21 protein-coding genes are annotated in these 18,227 nt (G+C 44.5%); 7 read left to right on the top strand and 14 right to left on the bottom strand.

The genetic code is table 11. From position 1 onward, the window contains the following. Positions 1-51 precede the first annotated feature (51 nt). Positions 52-822, top strand: a complete 771-nt coding sequence (locus AB4307_RS00870; RefSeq protein WP_102320542.1) for a DUF481 domain-containing protein — start codon at positions 52-54, stop codon at positions 820-822. A 111-nt stretch (positions 823-933) separates the two neighbouring features. Here AB4307_RS00870 and AB4307_RS00865 read toward each other — a convergent pair whose 3' ends face one another. The 4 genes from AB4307_RS00865 to AB4307_RS00850 form a co-directional block, all read right to left on the bottom strand. Next, a complete protein-coding gene (locus AB4307_RS00865; RefSeq protein WP_017071826.1) occupies positions 934-1,353 on the bottom strand; it encodes a globin family protein in 420 nt (139 codons plus the stop codon). A gap of 136 nt (positions 1,354-1,489) precedes the next feature. After that, positions 1,490-1,870: a VOC family protein gene (locus AB4307_RS00860; RefSeq protein ID WP_102393686.1), complete on the bottom strand. Its 381-nt coding sequence runs from the start codon at positions 1,868-1,870 to the stop codon at positions 1,490-1,492. A gap of 146 nt (positions 1,871-2,016) precedes the next feature. Continuing rightward, positions 2,017-2,466, bottom strand: a complete 450-nt coding sequence (gene soxR / locus AB4307_RS00855) for a redox-sensitive transcriptional activator SoxR (protein ID WP_017062186.1) — start codon at positions 2,464-2,466, stop codon at positions 2,017-2,019. Positions 2,467-2,619: 153 nt separating this feature from the next. Continuing rightward, the gene (locus AB4307_RS00850) at positions 2,620-3,579 is read right to left on the bottom strand and encodes a LysR family transcriptional regulator (RefSeq protein ID WP_012604456.1); all 960 of its coding nucleotides are present in this window, start codon (positions 3,577-3,579) and stop codon (positions 2,620-2,622) included. A gap of 130 nt (positions 3,580-3,709) precedes the next feature. Here AB4307_RS00850 and AB4307_RS00845 point away from each other — a divergent pair, with 130 nt between their 5' ends. After that, positions 3,710-4,522, top strand: a complete 813-nt coding sequence (locus AB4307_RS00845) for an enoyl-CoA hydratase/isomerase family protein (RefSeq protein ID WP_372130810.1) — start codon at positions 3,710-3,712, stop codon at positions 4,520-4,522. Between the two features lie 110 nt (positions 4,523-4,632). On the opposite strand, the gene AB4307_RS00840 is transcribed toward AB4307_RS00845, so the two are convergent. From AB4307_RS00840 to AB4307_RS00830, 3 genes are all read right to left on the bottom strand, one after another. Continuing rightward, positions 4,633-5,154, bottom strand: a complete 522-nt coding sequence (locus tag AB4307_RS00840; protein WP_372130808.1) for an NADPH-dependent FMN reductase — start codon at positions 5,152-5,154, stop codon at positions 4,633-4,635. Positions 5,155-5,479: 325 nt separating this feature from the next. Next, positions 5,480-7,042 carry a glutamate synthase-related protein gene (locus tag AB4307_RS00835; protein WP_372130806.1) on the bottom strand — a complete coding sequence of 521 codons (1,563 nt, stop codon included), beginning with the start codon at positions 7,040-7,042 and terminating at the stop codon, positions 5,480-5,482. A 224-nt stretch (positions 7,043-7,266) separates the two neighbouring features. After that, positions 7,267-7,824: a YceB family lipoprotein gene (locus tag AB4307_RS00830; RefSeq protein ID WP_017065247.1), complete on the bottom strand. Its 558-nt coding sequence runs from the start codon at positions 7,822-7,824 to the stop codon at positions 7,267-7,269. A 162-nt stretch (positions 7,825-7,986) separates the two neighbouring features. On the opposite strand from AB4307_RS00830, the gene AB4307_RS00825 reads away from it, so the two are divergent. The 4 genes from AB4307_RS00825 (at position 7,987) to AB4307_RS00810 (ending at position 11,208) form a co-directional block, all read left to right on the top strand. Continuing rightward, positions 7,987-8,373, top strand: a complete 387-nt coding sequence (locus tag AB4307_RS00825; protein ID WP_017062190.1) for a thiol-disulfide oxidoreductase DCC family protein — start codon at positions 7,987-7,989, stop codon at positions 8,371-8,373. Positions 8,374-8,770: 397 nt separating this feature from the next. After that, positions 8,771-10,114: an ABC1 kinase family protein gene (locus AB4307_RS00820; protein ID WP_017070278.1), complete on the top strand. Its 1,344-nt coding sequence runs from the start codon at positions 8,771-8,773 to the stop codon at positions 10,112-10,114. Positions 10,115-10,198: 84 nt separating this feature from the next. After that, positions 10,199-10,744 (top strand): glutathione peroxidase, encoded by a 546-nt coding sequence (locus AB4307_RS00815; protein ID WP_372130804.1) that lies wholly within the window; start codon positions 10,199-10,201, stop codon positions 10,742-10,744. Further along, positions 10,741-11,208, top strand: a complete 468-nt coding sequence (locus AB4307_RS00810; protein WP_372130802.1) for a DUF3429 domain-containing protein — start codon at positions 10,741-10,743, stop codon at positions 11,206-11,208. Before AB4307_RS00815 ends, AB4307_RS00810 begins: the two co-directional genes overlap by 4 nt. 74 nt (positions 11,209-11,282) lie before the next feature. Here the strand turns inward: AB4307_RS00810 and AB4307_RS00805 are convergent, their stop codons facing one another. The 5 genes from AB4307_RS00805 to AB4307_RS00785 form a co-directional block, all read right to left on the bottom strand. Continuing rightward, entirely contained in the window at positions 11,283-11,717 is a 435-nt protein-coding gene (locus tag AB4307_RS00805; protein WP_017062214.1) for a GNAT family N-acetyltransferase, read from the bottom strand. 151 nt (positions 11,718-11,868) lie between these two features. Further along, positions 11,869-12,483, bottom strand: coding sequence for a LysE family translocator (locus tag AB4307_RS00800; protein WP_372130800.1), 615 nt, complete (start codon positions 12,481-12,483; stop codon positions 11,869-11,871). Positions 12,484-12,613: 130 nt separating this feature from the next. Beyond that, complete coding sequence (locus AB4307_RS00795; protein ID WP_017070274.1) at positions 12,614-12,931, bottom strand: hypothetical protein; 318 nt, start codon at positions 12,929-12,931, stop codon at positions 12,614-12,616. A 75-nt stretch (positions 12,932-13,006) separates the two neighbouring features. Continuing rightward, positions 13,007-14,443: a lipopolysaccharide biosynthesis protein gene (locus AB4307_RS00790; RefSeq protein ID WP_372130799.1), complete on the bottom strand. Its 1,437-nt coding sequence runs from the start codon at positions 14,441-14,443 to the stop codon at positions 13,007-13,009. Between the two features lie 16 nt (positions 14,444-14,459). After that, positions 14,460-15,386, bottom strand: a complete 927-nt coding sequence (locus tag AB4307_RS00785; protein ID WP_017062218.1) for a glycosyltransferase family 2 protein — start codon at positions 15,384-15,386, stop codon at positions 14,460-14,462. 316 nt (positions 15,387-15,702) lie between these two features. Between AB4307_RS00785 and AB4307_RS00780 the strand changes: the two genes are divergently transcribed. Then, positions 15,703-16,851, top strand: coding sequence for a glycosyltransferase family 4 protein (locus AB4307_RS00780; protein WP_372083966.1), 1,149 nt, complete (start codon positions 15,703-15,705; stop codon positions 16,849-16,851). Positions 16,852-17,027: 176 nt separating this feature from the next. Here the strand turns inward: AB4307_RS00780 and AB4307_RS00775 are convergent, their stop codons facing one another. Continuing rightward, positions 17,028-17,801, bottom strand: a complete 774-nt coding sequence (locus tag AB4307_RS00775; protein WP_137001297.1) for a ribonuclease H1 domain-containing protein — start codon at positions 17,799-17,801, stop codon at positions 17,028-17,030. A gap of 81 nt (positions 17,802-17,882) precedes the next feature. Then, positions 17,883-18,188: an NIPSNAP family protein gene (locus AB4307_RS00770; protein WP_017062221.1), complete on the bottom strand. Its 306-nt coding sequence runs from the start codon at positions 18,186-18,188 to the stop codon at positions 17,883-17,885. Between the last annotated feature and the right edge of the window lie 39 nt (positions 18,189-18,227).

Here is an 18,227-nt window from a genome sequence, read left to right as displayed (position 1 = left end):
GAAGGCACATTCATAAACTTGCTACTTCACACAAAAGATAAGGATATCGATATGGCTAAATGGCGTTACCTAATCGCATCAGTATTAATGGCTAGTTCAACCGTAAGTGCGCAAGAAGCAAGTACACCGATGGATACAAAAAAGTGGCAACATAGTTTCGAAATCTACGCGCTCGCACTCAATATTCGTGGAGACAGCACCATTGGTAATTTGTCAGCAGATGTTGATGTTGATCCTTCATTCATCATGGATCATCTTGATATGACCGCAATGGTGCGTTTAGAGGGTGACTATGACAATCAATGGGGCTATTACATTGACTACAGCTTCATGAAACTAAGCGGAAAAACAAACTCGGTATTAGGATCCAACGCAGAGTTATTAAGAGGCAACCTTGATATCCGACAAGGTGTTTTAGATGTGAAGGGTTTTAAGCGCTACCAATACGATTTTGGCACGATTGATTATCTGTTTGGGCTTCGTTGGTGGGATAACGACATTGATACCAAGCTTTACGGTTCAGGTGGTAGGTTAAGTGTCGACCGATCACTTGATGAAGATTGGGTTGACTACCAAGTAGGTGTGAGATGGATAACGCAGATCAATAAGGATTGGAAGTTTCACGCAACCATTGATGCAGGGCTTGGTAGTGACACCAACTTTACCTCATCTCTGTTAACTGGCGTGCGATACCAGATAAACAGTTGGTCTGACTTAAATGTTGCCTACAAATCGACCTGGGTTGATTACGAAAACAAGGGGACCTTTGAATACGATACCGCATCGCAAGGGTTCCTGATTGGTTGGGCTGCTCATTTCTAGTCAAACAATAAGAGGTAAGCCTGATATCGTTAGGCTTACCTGACAATGTCAATCTTTCAAGAGTTAATGCCGGTTTTAACTAACGAACAAGCAAAACTACCCATCAACGACCTAGTTATTCACAGTGTTTGGAACTACGCACTCTTTCTTCATGATAGTTAAGCCGGCCTCGAGAGTTTCTGTCCAAGCTTGTTCGACGCTTTCATCGTAGTGAGGGTCATATTTTTTAACTGTATTGAGTAACGAATTGAACCACTCGTTGAGCTCAATCTCGGAAATATCCAGCCCTAGGTCTTTATGCCTTTTACCCAATTTCTTTACTGAGTTACGCACGCTTGGTAGACCAGCAGAGTTATAGATAAGAATGATCGAGGCTTTAAGCATCTTGGTTTGTTGCTCTAACCCTATATTTTCAAAACGTTCTGAAAACCTTGGGTTATGCTCGCAAAAATCAGCCAAAAACGTTTCGAGAAATTCTTGGTCAATCCGGCAGCGCTCAAAACTTTCATAAAACAGTTCGTTCGGTTTCATCTAGCCAGTCCTTTGCAAAATTTTGAGTTATCGGGAAGCTAACAAGTCCAGAGCCGCAACTTAGCCAACTCCGAACCATCAATATGATCTAAGTATACGCCACTGTGGCATAAAATGAACGATGGCATAACGTAAACTACGGCATAAAGTGCGTTGCACAAATCTTGTTTCCATCAGGATCTCGCAAATAAGCCATGTACAAGCGACGCTCGTCAGAACCTCTCGCTCCGGGGCCATTTTCAATGCTGGTACCGCCATTTTCGACGCCAACTCGATGCCACTCATCTACAACTTCAGGAGAAGACGCAAGAAAACCCACCGTCATGCCGTTGCCGTGAGTCGCAGGCTGACCATCAATCGGCTTCGTTAAGCCCAACACACCTGTTTGACTAACGTAAACACAGCGCCCTTTAGAATCAACAGAGCCTTCGCTATAACCAAGCACTTTCATGATTGGGTCATAAAAAGCCTTCGCGCGTTCAATATCTTCGGTACCGAGAAAAACATGGCTGAACATAACTAACCTCTTCTTCTATTGAAAGAACAACCTAAACTAGACCTATAATTCGTGTTTGTCTAGGCACGCTATTCGGTCACAACTGTTGCTTAACCCATTGAGCAAACACCTGAAACTTAGTTCGTTGCTCCATGCCTTTCGGGAACTCAGTTAGTCTGTTCAACAATTCGTTGTGCGCCCTGCCCTTGGTCATGCAAGATATCATCAGGATTTAGCAAGTTGCACTTTTGCATACTCAAGCATCCGCAACCGATACAGCCGGTTAAGTTCTCTTGTAGCGATTTAATCTGCGCCATTTTGCTGTCGAGTTGACCCTGCCACTTCTTAGCAACCCGCTCCCAGTCTCGCTTAGTCGCGGTATGGTTCATCGGCAGTGTCGATAATTCTTCGGTGATCTCTTCCAGCGTGAAGCCTATCGACTGCGCGACTTGTATCAAAGCAATTCTTCTCAACATCGCCGACTGATAACGGCGCTGATTTCCGTTAGTACGAATTGAAGCAATCAACCCCTTGGTTTCGTAAAAGCGTAAGGCCGAAGGAGCCACGCCACTGCGCTCAGCCAACTGGCCTATGGTGAGGTATACGATATTTCTCATGATCTTTCACTTCCTGTTTGAATAGCCGTTTCTTCCTGATAATAACCAGTATACTATAGTTCATTTTAACTTGAAGTTTGCGTTCAAACTTAGGTTTGGGCTAGATTACAAAATACGCGCAACAAAGCAACCTAACGTATTGATTTTTTTGAGCTATGATTTTGTTCGCTGATTACCATACATGTCGTCAAACCCGGGAATGCCTTGCTCCCACACAGGTTTATCTTCACCGACAATGGTTTTCAATGTATCAATGAAGAGCTTGGTTTTTATGGGTGCATCTCGATGTGGGTACACCGCATAGAAAGTGCCAAAGTCATCCAAGTTTAAGTGAGTCATAATAGGCACTAACTCTCCACTGAGCACTTCATCTTCAATCATCTGCGCCGTGACAACCGCGAGAGTACTGCCAGTTAGCGCGCTCTTGGAAATCATCTCAACGTCATTCACTTTATAAGCGGCATTAAGCTGGAAATGCTGCGCTTGCCCCTCTTGATCGACATAAGAAAACTTATCAATCAACAAACCCGGAGCGGCATAGATAGTCGCAGGTAATGACTCTAACTTTTCGATGGTGTTGATCTCGCCATGCTGAGCAATGAACTCAGGTGAAGCGACAATCAGCAATCGACTTCTGGCTATCTTACGGCTGATTAGGCTGGAGTTTTTGGGCTTACCAATACGGAAACCAATATCAAACCCTTCTTTAACCATATCGACGATTCGGTCTTCGAGTCTCAATTCAAAATCAACATCTGGATACTGCTTCTGGAAAACCGCAATCGCCTGCTGAACATATTGTCGACCGAACATGGTCGAGCTGGTGATTCTTAATAACCCTCGAGGCTCTGCATGATAATTTTGCGCCAAGCGTCGAGTATCGTTCAACAGTGCACGAAGCTGATGCGCTTGATTGACCATCTCATTGCCTGCAGCTGTCAGAGATAACGAACGAGTGGTTCGATTGAGTAACCGAACATCCAGCTCTTCTTCAAGACGGCTGATCTGTTTAGAGATAACGGAACGGTCGACGTTTCTTTGCTCCGCCACTTTGACAAACGAACCCAGCTCAACCACTTCAAGTAACAATAATAAACGACTCGATATATCCATAACGCCCTTTGTTGCATTTAAGGCACCAATCAAGTGCCAATATGACTATTTTTCTCATCTTATTACAAATCTATAGTAGCTGCACATAACGGAGACAACATTCAGTCCCGACCTAATAGAGGAACACCCCATGACACTACTATCTGTGACTAACCAAAATGGCATCGCAACAGTATCGATCAACAACCCACCAGTGAACGTGCTGACTTTCGACTTGATCAACGAGATCAATGCCTTTGTACTTTCATTGAAAGATGATCGTGATACTAAGGTTGTGGTCTTCAAATCATTACATGAGAGCTTCTTTCTGGCTCACCTAGATCTCAATGTGATCAACGGTACACAAGGTGGACAAGCTGGTTCGATTGAATTCAACCACATGATTGAGAACATTAAAGCGATGAAACAAGTCTCTGTCGCGGTAGTTGATGGCGTAGCTCGTGGGGGCGGTAATGAATTTGTGATGGCGTGTGACCTTGCTTACGGCACTGAAAACTCGGCGTTCGCACAACCAGAAATTCATGTAAACATCCCAACGGGTGGCCAAGGCGCAGTTCAATTTGCAAGACGCATGGGCAAAAACAAAGCGCTACAAGCTTTGCTGCTTGGTAACGATTTTACGGCTCAACAAGCAGAAGAGCGTAACATCATCACGCAGTTTGTACCGAAGGCAGAGCTAGAGGGTTTCTTAGCAGCGACACTCGGTGTAATCAGCCAATTAGAAGTACGTGATATCGTGATGTACAAAGAGATCATCGCTGCCTCAATCAAAGATGAGCAAGCGGGCGCTGAACTAGAACTTCGTTACTTCTTAGAGCGCGCAAAAGAGCAGAAAACCGCAGTAATTATCGGTGCGTTTCTAAAACACGGTGGTCAAACTGAGCGTGAAGCGAAAGACATTCAAGGTATCTTCGTTGACACCGAAGCAGAGTTATCACAATAGATAATGACGCAATTAAATGGCCATCGCTTGATGGCCATTTATGTATGTATCTACTTATTTATCTATTTATCTGTGCACCGATGTAGTAATTCTCTCACTCACTGAAGCAGTTAGATCTGACTCATGATCGATTTCAGGCTCTCGGCCATTTCGGTATTGATGATCTCACCCGTTTCTACATTAAAGTTGTCGTAGAACCTTGGCACCGACATCGACCCCTTCACATCAGCATCAAAGTAAGGTGCGGAATTTACCGCAGACGACAACACAGAGCTTGCGCCACCGGGGCCTGGTGATGTGGAGAGCATAACCACAGGTTTACCTTGATACACTTTCATGTCGATTCGTGATGTCCAATCAAACACATTCTTAAAAGCTGCGGTGTATGAACCGTTGTACTCTGCAAAAGAGATGACCACAGCATCAGCTTCGCCAATCTTGCTGAAAAAGCGCTGCGCGTGTTGATGAACGCCGGACTCTTTTTCTCTGTCTTCACTATAAATAGGCATCTCGAAATCATTAAGATCGAGCACCTCTACTTGCGCGCCCTCAACTAAGCTTGCGGTGTACGCTGCCAATTGTTGGTTAATCGATGCTTTACTGTTGGTTGCGCCAATTGCTAATACTTTCATTGTTGATCCTTGTTCAGTTTTCTCACCTTTATGCACTCATGACTTCAATTACGGAGCTCAAAGTTCATAACTGAAGATTCGTAACGTCTGTTTGATAACATCAAAACCTGCACTAGGCGACAAGGTGATAGATTGTGTTTTTAGATTGGGGATGATGATAAAACCTCAAGTTAACTTAAGGTAAAGTGATATTTTAAAAAAATAGGAAATAATTTAAAAACACTTATAAAGCAGTTAATTACGAAGGATTAAACATCGATTGGCATTGCACAGGCAAAAATAAGCACACCCCAAATACATTGAGTGTGCTTTATCGAAGTATTATTTACTTAAAGTGATTTAATGGACAGACACCAGAGTAAGCGACACCGGATAGCTCGGCCATTTCGCGATTCCATGTTGCCAAATCGTGAGGATTAAACTGATTCAAATGATCATGACCACACGCTCTCGCCATCACTTGCATCAATTCAGTCGAGGCTTCGAAGAAGTTCTTCAATTGATTCGATGCCTTCTCGACATTTAACCGTTGGCGTAAATCGGCTTTTTGAGTCGCGATGCCCGCCGGGCAATTATTGGTGTTACACATTCGGGCGGCAACACACCCTATCGACTGCATGGCACTGTTCGAGATTGCGACACCATCTGCACCAAGCGCCATCGCTTTTACGAAGTCCATTGGAACACGAAGCCCACCAGTAATGATTAAGGTGACTCTGTCACTTACGCCTTGCTTGTCTAGATAGGCTCTGGCACGAGCAAGCGCTGGAATGGTCGGCACACTGATATGGTCACGGAACATTTCTGGCGCCGCCCCAGTACCACCGCCTCGACCATCCAAAATGATGTAATCGGCACTGGCATCAAGCGCAAACTGAATATCCTCTTCAATATGATTGGCACTCAACTTGAAGCCAATTGGGATTCCGCCTGTCACTTCTCGAACTCGGTCGGCAAAATTTTTGAAATCCTCGACGGTTTTTAGATCAACAAAGGTGGGTGGGGAAATCGCAGCGGTACCTGCTTCAATGCCGCGCACCTCAGCTATCTTGCCAATGTTCTTCGCCCCAGGTAAGTGACCACCTGTTCCGGTTTTAGCCCCCTGCCCACCTTTAAAATGAAAGGCCTGGACATTTTTGAGCTTAGATTCATCGTAACCAAATTGTGCGCTGGCTAGTTCGTAAAAGTAACGTGAGTTCGCCGCTTGCTCTTCGGGTAACATTCCGCCCTCACCCGAGCAGATCCCCGTTCCCGCAAGTTCCGCGCCTGTCGCTAAAGAGATTTTCGCTTCTTCAGACAACGACCCAAAACTCATATCAGAAACAAACAAAGATATGTTCAACTTGAGTGGCTTTTTCGCTTTTGGCCCAATAATAAGCTCAGTACCGACGGGCACATGTTCCAACAGAGGTTTGGTCGCCATTTGAGCAACCATCACTTGAATATCATCCCAGTGAGGCAATAGATATCTTGGAACGCCCATTGAAGTCATTGGCCCATGGTGACCCACTTTGGATAAGCCATCTCGTGCTAATTGATGAATGAACTCGACCGTGGGCTCTTCTTTGGTTGCAGAAGCCGCAGGTGAGAGATCGGGCGTTGCCGCTTGGATATGAACATCAGGGCCTTCTTGGCCCACTTGCTCAGCCGTAAACTGTTTATGGGTGCCATCACAGAAAGGGAGATTGTTCGAATACTTACAGCGGCACAGGTAAGCGTCGCCGGTTTCCTCGGCCACGAAACTCTTCGGTTTGAAGCCCGTTCCTGCATGAGAACCATCACAAAACGGTTGGTTTTTCGATTTCCCACAGGTACAGAAGTAATACTCCTCCCCTTCTGTTAGCTCCACTTTGACTGGCTTGGTATCCGCTATCACTGGATTCTTCATAGTTCGCTCACCTTTTCTTTCTTATGATTTGATGACTGAAGCGATGACTTGCTCACAAGAGTAAAGTAAAGGTGAGATACCCAGCGAATTCAATAAATGAGACTGATAGACAAGGTGAGTAAACCGACTAAAAACAGTCATGACCGACTGAGCTCAAACAAAAATGGCTACCTAGTAGGCAGCCATTATGGGTGAGAGCTTAGTCAAAACTAATGCACTGAGGGTTAATCAAACAATTCGATAACCAATTTATTGTCTTTAATCACTAGATTGGGTTCCGATGACTTAATCAACGACTCTTGAACCTTGTTGCTGTCGAGTTTGTAAACCGGAGACTGGGACAAAGCAAAACCTATCATCGATACAGCTGGTTTGAGTAGTGTCTCTATTTCAGGCGAAAGCTGTTTGCCTTTTTCTTCAAAGCGCTCTAGTCGCAGCGACTTTAGATACACCTCGCCACTCTCCTTGTCGTATTCGGGAATCGCGCTGAACTCTAAGTCTAAATCCAACCCCATATTAGGCATATTGAACACTTGAACTTTTGCATTGGTATTCGCCAACACGGACACGCGTTGTGCATCGGCTCGACCAATTTGCACTTCTAGATCATCCACAGCCACTTGTGCGTACATCACACTTTGCACACCAACCTCTTGTTCTAGCATCACTGAGTCTTCAAGGTACTTCGTCATTTCTTGCTCGGTAATGCTGTAGCTAACACAACCACTGAGCATCAGGGCTGTCACAGCTATAATCAAACGGTTCATTAACTTTGTTGTCATTGGAGATAGGCTCTTATTTTTTAAATGCATGGAACGGATGTTACCTCGAGATGATACTGTAAATTGGTTGTCACAATAACAGTGTCGGATAACTGGGCAGAATGATCCACCTAAATGGTGATGTCGTATCAATGAGAATTGACGAAAATAGTAAGGAAAACAATGACTGCATTAACGATATTTTACGATGGAACCTGTCCACTTTGTGCAAAAGAGATGGCAGCACTGACTAAGTCTGATTCCAAAGATCAGATCCAGACCGTCGATATCTACAGTGAAGCGTTTTCAAACTACCCGCAAATAGATGCCGAGGCAGCCAATACAATCTTGCATGCACTGGACGAAAACGGAAAGCTGCTGCTCGGTTTAGACGTGACTTACCAAGCGTGGAAGCTAGTAGGAAAGGGTTGGCTGTATGCCCCGTTACGTTGGGCGATTTTTAAGCCAATGGCAGATTGGTGTTATCTACGGTTTGCCAAAAATCGATATAAGATTTCGTTTTGGCTAACCGGAAAATCACGTTGCAACGGTAACAGCTGCACAAAATAGTGTTGAGTTAAGACATGCCGCTGGCGACTTTGTAGTAAACGATGCCAAATAGGGCTGCGAACACCAATACCGTAACGGCCACTTTCAACCAAATAAATTTCATGCTTTGTCCTTTTAATTCTGTTTACTGTTCCACGCGACAAGTTAGCACAACAAAACATACGGTTGTGTAATGATTGATAGAACTTTGTAGTCATACCAATCACAGTAGGTAAGTGTCAAGAAATAGCGCAGGAAAAAAGCTTGAGAACAAGGCGGCTCTTTTCGACAAGAAGTTTCGATAAGTAGTTATTCTACAATCAAAAAATCTAACGACTTTATCGAGATTTTTAACAAGCTAGGGTGAACAGTTATTTACTACGATTGGTATCAACCCTGATTCCCAGAGAGAACCTTTATGTCGGCAAAAGAGAGAAACCTTCCCACACATCGAATTTCTAGATTCAGTAAGTTCGCTTCGTTGGCGACAAGAGTCGCGGGTAACGTGCTAACGGAAGGCACCAAACAAATTGCACAAGGCAACAGGCCCAAAGCAAAAGACTTACTGTTAACGCCACAAAACATTGCTCGCCTGACCGATCAACTCGCACACCTGCGCGGTGCGGCTATGAAGTTAGGACAGATGCTATCAATGGATGCGGGTGATGTCTTAGAACCAGAGTTAGCCGACATTCTCTCTCGCCTGCGCTCCGATGCCGATCCACTGCCAACAAAACAGCTCAATCAAGTGTTAGAAAGCTCGCTCGGGAACCATTGGAAAACCGAATTCCTGTCCTTCAATTTTAAACCGATCGCCAGTGCATCTATCGGACAAGTTCACCAAGCCTATAGTGATGCTGGGGACAAACTCGCAGTCAAAGTCCAATACCCCGGCATTAGAAAAAGTATCGACAGTGATGTAGATAACGTGGGCACGCTGCTCAATATTGTTGGCTTGATACCAAAGTCGGTCGACTACAAAGGCTTGTTAGAAGAGGCAAAGAAACAGCTCCACGATGAAGCAGACTATGCTCGCGAAGCTGATTACGCAACTCGTTACCATGATGCATTGAAAGAATACTCTCACTTCGTCGTACCTAAGATTCATCCGCAAGTCTCTTCAGAATCGGTGCTCGCCATGGACTTCATCGAAGGCGTCTCGATAGAGCAAATCGAAAGTTACGACCAAAGCACACGTGACTTTGTAATGCACAGCTTACTGGAGCTTCTGTTCAGAGAGTTGTTCGATTTTAAGATGGTGCAAACCGATCCCAATTTCGCCAACTACCTTTATGTTGAAAACACCCGACAAATTGGCTTATTAGATTTCGGAGCAACCCGTGAGTACAGTGACCGCTTCAGCGAGGGTTATCGCTTGGCCTTTTCCTCTGTCATTAACAACGATGAGCAAGTGCTCAACCGAGCTTTAGAGCAAATAGGATTCTTTAGCGAGACAATTCTTCCCGAACAACGCCAAGCGATTCTAAATCTAGTGAAGATGGCCTGTGAGCCGATGTTAGTTGACGAAGAGTACGACTTCAAAGCCAGTGGATTGGCACAAAGGCTTCGTGAAGCAGGCACCATTTTGAGCATGGAACAAGAGTATTGGCATACGCCGCCCGCCGATGCGCTGTTCCTGCACCGAAAAATTGGTGGCATGTATCTATTAGCGGCTCGCCTTGGTGCAAAAGTGAATATCAGTCGCTTGGTCGCTCCATATCTTATCTCAGAGAGCAAAATCACAACTAAAAGCGCGAGTTAATGAGACAGTAAATAATACGCAAAGTGATCATTTCATCGTGCTCAAGAGTAATAACCATTACGCCAACTAAAATGAGCCAACCCTATGAAATGTTCACTACTTTGCTCAACCGCACTGATTACAAGCCTCACGAGTTCCATCGCCTTTGCAGCGAGCTGTCCCGAAATACTTAATGGCAAACAGCGCTTGTTAAACTCAACCGAAGAAATCGCCTTGTGCGATGAGTTTCAAGGCAAAACTCTATTGGTGGTAAATACAGCGAGCCAATGTGGCTTCACTCCGCAGTTTGAGCAACTCGAGCAACTTCATCAAACCTACAAAGACCAAGGCTTCACGGTTATCGGTTTCCCAAGTAATGATTTTCGCCAAGACAAGGGAAGCGAAGAGAAGACGGCAAAGGTTTGTTACCTAGACTATGGCGTGACCTTCCCAATGATGGCGCGAGCTTCACTGTCTGGTAGCAACGCCAACCCCGTGTTTACAGAGTTACAACAGCAAGCGGGCGTAACGCCTAAATGGAACTTTTACAAATTCTTGATCAGTAAAGAAGGTAAAGTCGTCGCCACCTTCCCTAGCTCCACATCTCCAGTGAGTGCCACGCTCAAAAACGCGATTGAGCAGCAGTTATGAAGGCGGATTACATGGCAACAACTCAAACCCGTAACACCATGGCCAAACTGGGGTACATGGGGTTAATTCCGTTTTTATTCGGTCTTCTCCTTTCGCTCACCGACAGCCAATTTATGGGGATAAGCGGTGAAACGCTGTTCATCACCTACAGCGTGGCAATTTTGAGTTTTCTTTCAGGGATCTTGTGGGCAAATGGCATCGAAAACTTTGAAAGCCAATCAAGTAACAAAGCACTGCTAATAAGCAACGCGATTGTGCTCATCGCTTGGCTGGCAGTATTGCTTGGCGAACAAAAAGAGCTAGTGACAACTCTGATTCTCATCTTTGGTTATATTGCGGTTTGGCGAGCTGAAAGGACGATGAGAGAAGACAACCAGAGCCAAGGTCCTGATGGCTACTTTGATATGAGGACTCGGCTGACCTCTAGTGTCGTGTTAATGCACGGTATCGTGATGCTAACCTAGAGCTACGAGATTGTCTTTGAAGTGTGAGCCTTTGATTTAGTTAAGCGCCTTTGTTAAAAACCGTTAGCAACAATCTAGATGATGAGCTTCATCACTAACCTCGGCTCATCATCACCAAAGTAGTTGTCTTCTTGCTTGATGGTAACGAACCCCATCGATGCATAAAGCGCACGAGCCGATGTGTTATTTGGGTCTACAGTGAGCAAAAGCCTAGCATCTCGAGGCAACTGCTCAACCGCCTGTTGCATCAGTTTCCGGCCAACTCCCATGCCACGATAATTCTGGTCTACAGCCAATGAGAGGACCCAAAACTCATTCTGCTTGTCTGTGGTTGTCGTTAAGGCATAGCCAGCAATCTTTGAGTCTTGCTTAGCAACCAATAAACCTTTTCCCCAGCAATCAAAGGCCTGACGAAAGAAAAACAGCGGATAGGCGTGAGCGCCAAACAAAGCATGTTCAAGCTGGTAGATATCAGCCAGTTCTTGTTTTTCCGCACAAACAACATTCATAGATAGACCTCATTTAAACCGAACCTCAAGTTTAAACATGCAAACTCAAAGGTGCTATTAATAATATATCAACAGCCTAAAGGCTTACGAACTACCTTAACGAAGATGCCACTTAACTAACGCCTGAGGAGTAGATTAGGTTACTTATGTTTTACTGTCGAATAACCAACAAATTTGCGCCAGATAACGCAAGAAAAACCGAGCACGCTTTGTTGAAACGTTTTGCCATTTGTGGCTTAGAGAACCAGTTTCTGAGGTATAAGCCAAATGCCGCGTAGATCGATATCGCGAGCATTTCTAACACTAGAAAGGTGCTACCTAAAACAAAGAATTGAGTATTTACGTTCGCTGAAACATCGACAAATTGAGGAAGGAATGCAGTGAAAATGAGTATCGCTTTTGGATTGCCAGCAGCGAGTGCAAATTCTTGTTTAAACAGACCAAACCAATTCTTATTTCGTTCGATATCCACGACCGGACTGGCGTGTGAGCGCCATAGGTTGAACGCGATCCACAACAGATACATCACGCCAAATAGTTTGATCAGGAAAAACAGCGTTTCAGAAGTATAAAGCACAACCGCTAAGCCAGATGCAGCCAAAGCAATCATGCCAGAAAAAGCGAGGATTCTTCCTAGGCCTGCGACAAAGGCGGCCTGAAATCCGTAACAACGGGCGTTGTTCATTGATAACAAATTGTTTGGGCCAGGAGTCATGTTGAGCGCAAAACAAGCGGGGATGAATAGCATTAACTTCCAGATTTCCATTGGTGCTTCCTAATTGCCAAATGCCGTGATTATAAAATCCTTAAACAAGGTCTTATCGTTTATAACAGCATTTCATATCTTTTGTAACTGCATAAAAAATAAGCACCAAATCTATACAGTAAATTTTCAATCAGTTCTCAAAAAACTGTTCGTACTCGGGTGTCGCTAGATTTTCGGCGACACCAATCTCACCGACGAAATAGATAGCGCTCGCAATTGTATCTATCGTTGGGTTTGATTCTCGCTCTGGGAAGTCGCCAACAGCAGGAACAGATTTTGGCGCAGACACCGAACTACAAACAAGGCTATTACATACCCTGTTTTGATTTTCTAAGGAGATAGCTTCAGGAACGTCAAAGTGCTGAGTGAGTACGTCGTGGTTAGACAATTCAGACGAAGCGTACGATAAGGTTGAGAATAGAGCTGAGAGCACAATCCACTTGTTCATGTATCTTTCCATTGATGGTATTCATTGAATTTATAAATACTATCGGATCTCACACATTATGAACAGTGTTTTATTTTAACTTGCGTGAGACTGCTTACCCAGCATCAACTTGTCGAGCAGAGCTTGCGGGACAACGATCACTGAGTATTTAACAAAGGCCACCAGCGCGATTACACCAACAGCCGATCCAAGAATAAAGTCATGGACATCAACCAACACCAATCCCAGAAGTTGATCACTCGCTATCGCTACTAATGCGATGCTAACTGCGGTTACCCACTTGCTGTGTTCATAAGGTAATTGTTCCATCGCTTGGCTTACAACATACAGAAGCATGAGCCGCACAACATAAGTTGCACAAAGAACCGCGACAACACCCCACACGCCATAAATAGGCGTCACTGTGAAATAACCAATGGCCGCCAAGACCGCACATCCACCTTGAATCCACATTTGAGATTGACTCGAATCGCCACTGAAACAACCAAGGTTAAGATAATCACCTGCATTTTTGATAACGCTAATCGCAAGCAGCGCAACAACAATGGCCCCCGCGTAATGATAACTGCTCGGTAAAATGAGAGAAATAAATCCGGGTACCGTTAGAATCATCAACGAACCTAAAACAATGGCGAGGTTCACTCCGACTAGCGCTCTGTCTGCACACTCTTTCTTACCATCAGGTTGTTGCAACATGGCCACTCGGTTTGGAAACCACCAAAGCGCGTAAGGCTGCAACAACAGACCAAGAATCAACGCGAACTTTCCGCTAACCGCATAAATCGCGAGTTCTTCGACACCGACGAAGCTTGCCATTACCCAGCGGTCGAGCCCCATGATCATATACATTGATGCACCGCCAACCAGAACGGGCAGTCCGAATTTTAAGATCTTCGCCGAGTATTTGAAGCAACCAAAAGATCCCATCTCTTGCCATTGATAACGCACTAAACAAACCATTAGCAACACACTGGATACCGCAGCTGAAATCAACACGCCATCTATACCGTATCCAGCCTCAAGCAAAACAAAAGTCATGATGGCTTGAACACCGGCTTTCAACACATTGAGCATGCAAAAACGTTTCGCCATCGCGTTCATACGCATCAGCGTTAGCGGGATAGAAATCGCCCCATCGAGCATGGTAGGAATAAGCAGAAGCAGTATCTGGTAAGGCTGGAATTCAACTGGCAACATTAAGATTAACAACGGCATACTGAGGGCAATCAAGGCGCCCCCAAGCACGCACACCAGCACGCTCAATGTGAAGCAGTTCGAGACGAGCTTTTGCTTTTCATCACCTTCGGCGACACCCACATAACGATACATGGCATCGACAATACCGAAGCTGAACAATATCGTCCCAATGTCTGCCAGCAAGACAATGGCTTCTAAGGAACCATACTCTGCCAACGTCATATTGTGCGTAATGTACGGGATCATCACCAATGAAATCCCTTTCATCATTAATATACCGATGGCGTAGTAAGCCGACTGCTTTAAAGAACCCATAGTCGTCACCTTTTCCTTACCAAGCTGGCTTTAGGAAACTTTTACAGTCTCCAATTAGGTGTCGCAATGTGCGTTTTTGAGGTGACATGACCAAAGAACGGAAACTGTAGGCAATAGCCTGTCTATTCTGTTGTAAACCTCGATAATAGTCAGCATAACCTTCCAGTATTCTCGCCTTTGCGATTTTGAAGCTAGAAGTGGGTAGATTCCATCGTTGACTGTCATTTTGGTAATGTTGAAGAATAGTCTCTATAGACTGCAAATTTCTCAATTTAAGACTTTCAGTTTGGGTAACAGAGCTCGCTCTCATCAAGTAGCCAACCTGCACCGAGTTCAACACACCGATCTGATGGTTTTCACTCATTCGAAGCCACAGTTCCCAATCTTCCCCATACTTGATGTCAGCATTGAAACTGTCTGTTTGAGAAAACACATCCGCTTTCACCATGACCGTTGATGTTCCAATCACGTTATTTTCTATGATGAACTCCAACGGGTTCTCGATATTGATGAACAGCTCATCTTGATCTTGAAACTGCGACCAGTAACTAAAGCAGTCGACTATTACTTGGTAATCTTCAGTAAGATGCTCGTAGTTAGTAAAGCTCATCGCGAGATCAGGGTAACGTTGATGAAATTCGAGTTGGCGCTCAATTTTTTCAGGAAACCAGAAATCGTCTGCGTCTAAAAAAGCGATGTATTCACCGGTCGCCTTTTCAATCCCTAGGTTTCTCGCTTGAGGCGCACCAACACCCAATGTGGACAACGTAATAATGCGTTCATCGTCTATAGAAGCAAGATACGTCGACGTTCCATCGTTACTGTTATCGTCAATGACAATCAGCTCAACATCTTGATGAGTCTGCTTTAGTACACTGCCAATCGCTTTCGGCAGGTAATCCAAACAATTGTAGGTAGGAATAACAACACTTACTTTAGCCATAATGACGCCCTCAGATTTATACGTTATATGGGTGACGTTGCATTTTCTATGCCGAGAGTGTCTTGCTATGAAATCACATCTAGATCAGCCACCTACGCGTCCATTCTCAAAATGACGACCAAACACAGATGTTCAAAAAAACTGCAACTCCAATTTGATTATCAATTTGAGAAAACGAGCCACCTCTTAAGGGGTAACCATCGAAAAGCAATCAGAAAGCCCTCCAAAGCTACGATTCGATCTTGGTTCGTATCTTGCTTTATTGGTTATTACCTTGGCTTGATAGCTTTAGTCATATGGATTTGAGGAGTAAGGAATGAAGAAAGTAGCATTTGTGGCGCCAACCTACCCAGTACTCAGTGAGACCTTCATTCAAACAGAAGTCGACTCTGTGAAAGCGTGTGGGCACGATGTTTGTGTAATGACGTTCAAAATTGAAAACAGTGAAAAACAGTTCGACTACGACATTGTCGAAATAGGTAAAAATGTTCGGAAGGGTAAAGTCGCCAGCATTAACTGGATAGGTTTCATCAAGGCTGTCTCATTTATTTCTAAGCAAACCAGCATGCCGAAAAAGTCACTGTTCGCTTATGGGTTTAAATTAGCGCTGCAACTCGCGGAAAACGACGTCGAACACGTACATGCGCATTTCTGTCAGCACACCACAGCTCACGCCATCGTCGCGGCAAAGCTGCTGAATATCACCTGTTCGTTCGTTGCTCATGGTCATGATGTTTACGAGTTCGCTTATGACATTGAACATAAAATCTCATCGAGTGATTTTGTGGTTGCAGTGTGTAAAGACATGCTTGCTGACTTCAATACCATGGCGAAAGGAAACATTAAACTCTTGCATTGCGGAGTTAATACCAAACAATTCCAACTCAACCCAAAAATCGAAACGAAGCAACTTCGCTTTGTTTTCCTTGGCCGATTAGTGGAGCAAAAAGGTATCCACCATCTTATTGATGCATTGGCGCCGATTGCCGAACCTCTCGACATTCATCTCGATATCGTCGGTACTGGCGATTTAGAGCAACAATTAAAATTGCAGGTCAAAGAAAATGGGCTCACTCGAAACGTGACCTTTCTTGGCGCTAAGCCTCATGAATGGGTGAAAGAGAAACTATCGAATTATGACAGCCTAATCGCGCCCTTCTGTTTTTCCGAAACCGGATGTGTGGATACAGGGCCTCTGGTTTTAAAAGAAGCGATGGCTGTGGGAACGCCAGTCATTACCACCAACATCATGGGATGCAAAGAGATCGTCTCACCAGAGACAGGTTTTGTGGTTAGCGAAAAAAACGTGGAAGAATTAAGAGAAGCGATTGAGCGTTTCGCGCAGCTGAGCAGTAACGATAAAACATCGATGAGTTTAAAGGCACGTGAGAGAGTGAAAGACAGTTTTAATTCGATCAAACAAGCTCAGCAATTATCTCGTTGGATAGAGAACCCTGCTCAATAAGGATGAACTCAGGCAGTAAGCATCGCAAGGGCTGCTGCGTCTCACAAGAACGACTATGCACCATAAAAACAAAAGAGCGCTACATTGATTTGAAATGTAACGCTCGTCTAGCACTGCCTAATGATGGCGACTTATGCTTTCAGTGACTTTCAGTAGCTTTTCATTAAGAAGCCTAACTAGCCTGCTCGCAGTGCCAAAATAGACTCAATATCTTCGATGTCACGATATTGAGCGAGTTGTTGCTCTTTCGATGAAATAGCCACAATCGACATTCTATCGGCCAATTCGTTACCTTCAATACCAACGTGTCCGTTCACATGGTAGATGGTAATTTTTGAAGCCAGCTCTTGGTAGAGCGCATACGCCAGCTTAATAATATCGAGGTTTTTGATCTCGCCGCCCGACTTAGTCCAGCCCTTTTTCTCCCAACCCGTTGCCCACTTAGTAATACAATCTATCGAGTACTTAGAGTCACAATAGATCGCTACAGACAGACCCGCGTTTAGCTTCTCTTTTGCGAGCAAAAACGCCTGTTTAAGGCCATGCAACTCAGCGGTATTATTGGTACCAACAGGTTGATACAAGCCATACCACAATTCGGTTAATTGGTTGTTTTGGTATACCGCTAACCCCGTCCCTGCTTCACCAGGGTTTGGTTCACACGCACCATCGGTAAAGATCTTGATATCAAAAGGCATATCTGTGATTTGCTGCTCCGAAAGAGGCGGCACCTTAGCTTTCGTCGACTTACCCGCAGAGCTTGGCTTTGTCGCAGTAGAACCTGACGCAGACGACGTTTTACCACCGAAAGCAGACTCAGCCTCGTCTAGTGTTGGAAACGATTTATATCTCGCACCAGCGAAACCATCGACTTGGGATTTACACTCGTTCCAAGTGGTAAAAATACCCGGTGTGCGACCTTTCCAAACCACATAATATTTCTTAGCCAAACTAACTCCTTACCAGAACCTAAATACACAAACAGTGAATCAGTACATTAGATGCCACCACGCTATACGTTGCAAGGTCTATCACTCTAAAACAGGTCTAAAAAAGCTGCGTTCATAACTCACGATGCAATCAACTTCGTCTGCAAATTCAAACGCTTTAATGCACTCAGCATCGCTCAACGACTTAACCCGATATTCTTCGTAGGCAGCCAAACTTTCAAAGGTAAACAGCGCCATGGCAATATTGTTCGCCCCTTCCGACGGTAAGAAATAACCATTGTGTTGACCTCCGAATTTAGCGACCAGAGGAATCCACATTTTTGCGTATGCCTCAAACTCATTTACCTTTTTAGGATCAATCACATATCGAACATAACAAGTAATCATATTTATACAGCCCTTAAAGAAGGTTCATCGCGGATTAGC

Origin of the sequence: Vibrio sp. 10N.261.52.C2, assembly GCF_041471425.1 — a bacterium.
In the GTDB taxonomy this organism is placed as follows: Bacteria; Pseudomonadota; Gammaproteobacteria; order Enterobacterales; family Vibrionaceae; genus Vibrio; species Vibrio crassostreae_C.
The sequence above is the reverse complement of the archived record's forward strand: the minus strand, read 5'-3'. Positions and strand labels throughout refer to the sequence as shown.

Bases quoted from the DNA above. Each gene is read 5' to 3' on its own strand.
- AB4307_RS00850 (WP_012604456.1), bottom strand. From the start codon at position 3,579: ATGGATATATCGAGTCGTTTATTATTGTTACTTGAAGTGGTTGAGCTG.
- AB4307_RS00780 (WP_372083966.1), top strand. From the start codon at position 15,703: ATGAAGAAAGTAGCATTTGTGGCGCCAACCTACCCAGTACTCAGTGAG.
- AB4307_RS00865 (WP_017071826.1), bottom strand. From the start codon at position 1,353: ATGAAACCGAACGAACTGTTTTATGAAAGTTTTGAGCGCTGCCGGATT.
- AB4307_RS00830 (WP_017065247.1), bottom strand. From the start codon at position 7,824: ATGACAACAAAGTTAATGAACCGTTTGATTATAGCTGTGACAGCCCTG.
- AB4307_RS00810 (WP_372130802.1), top strand. From the start codon at position 10,741: ATGAAGGCGGATTACATGGCAACAACTCAAACCCGTAACACCATGGCC.
- AB4307_RS00820 (WP_017070278.1), top strand. From the start codon at position 8,771: ATGTCGGCAAAAGAGAGAAACCTTCCCACACATCGAATTTCTAGATTC.
- AB4307_RS00785 (WP_017062218.1), bottom strand. From the start codon at position 15,386: ATGGCTAAAGTAAGTGTTGTTATTCCTACCTACAATTGTTTGGATTAC.
- AB4307_RS00870 (WP_102320542.1), top strand. From the start codon at position 52: ATGGCTAAATGGCGTTACCTAATCGCATCAGTATTAATGGCTAGTTCA.
- AB4307_RS00835 (WP_372130806.1), bottom strand. From the start codon at position 7,042: ATGAAGAATCCAGTGATAGCGGATACCAAGCCAGTCAAAGTGGAGCTA.
- AB4307_RS00860 (WP_102393686.1), bottom strand. From the start codon at position 1,870: ATGTTCAGCCATGTTTTTCTCGGTACCGAAGATATTGAACGCGCGAAG.
- AB4307_RS00770 (WP_017062221.1), bottom strand. From the start codon at position 18,188: ATGATTACTTGTTATGTTCGATATGTGATTGATCCTAAAAAGGTAAAT.
- AB4307_RS00805 (WP_017062214.1), bottom strand. From the start codon at position 11,717: ATGAATGTTGTTTGTGCGGAAAAACAAGAACTGGCTGATATCTACCAG.
- AB4307_RS00815 (WP_372130804.1), top strand. From the start codon at position 10,199: ATGAAATGTTCACTACTTTGCTCAACCGCACTGATTACAAGCCTCACG.
- AB4307_RS00800 (WP_372130800.1), bottom strand. From the start codon at position 12,483: ATGGAAATCTGGAAGTTAATGCTATTCATCCCCGCTTGTTTTGCGCTC.
- AB4307_RS00840 (WP_372130808.1), bottom strand. From the start codon at position 5,154: ATGAAAGTATTAGCAATTGGCGCAACCAACAGTAAAGCATCGATTAAC.
- AB4307_RS00825 (WP_017062190.1), top strand. From the start codon at position 7,987: ATGACTGCATTAACGATATTTTACGATGGAACCTGTCCACTTTGTGCA.
- AB4307_RS00795 (WP_017070274.1), bottom strand. From the start codon at position 12,931: ATGAACAAGTGGATTGTGCTCTCAGCTCTATTCTCAACCTTATCGTAC.
- soxR (WP_017062186.1), bottom strand. From the start codon at position 2,466: ATGAGAAATATCGTATACCTCACCATAGGCCAGTTGGCTGAGCGCAGT.
- AB4307_RS00845 (WP_372130810.1), top strand. From the start codon at position 3,710: ATGACACTACTATCTGTGACTAACCAAAATGGCATCGCAACAGTATCG.
- AB4307_RS00790 (WP_372130799.1), bottom strand. From the start codon at position 14,443: ATGGGTTCTTTAAAGCAGTCGGCTTACTACGCCATCGGTATATTAATG.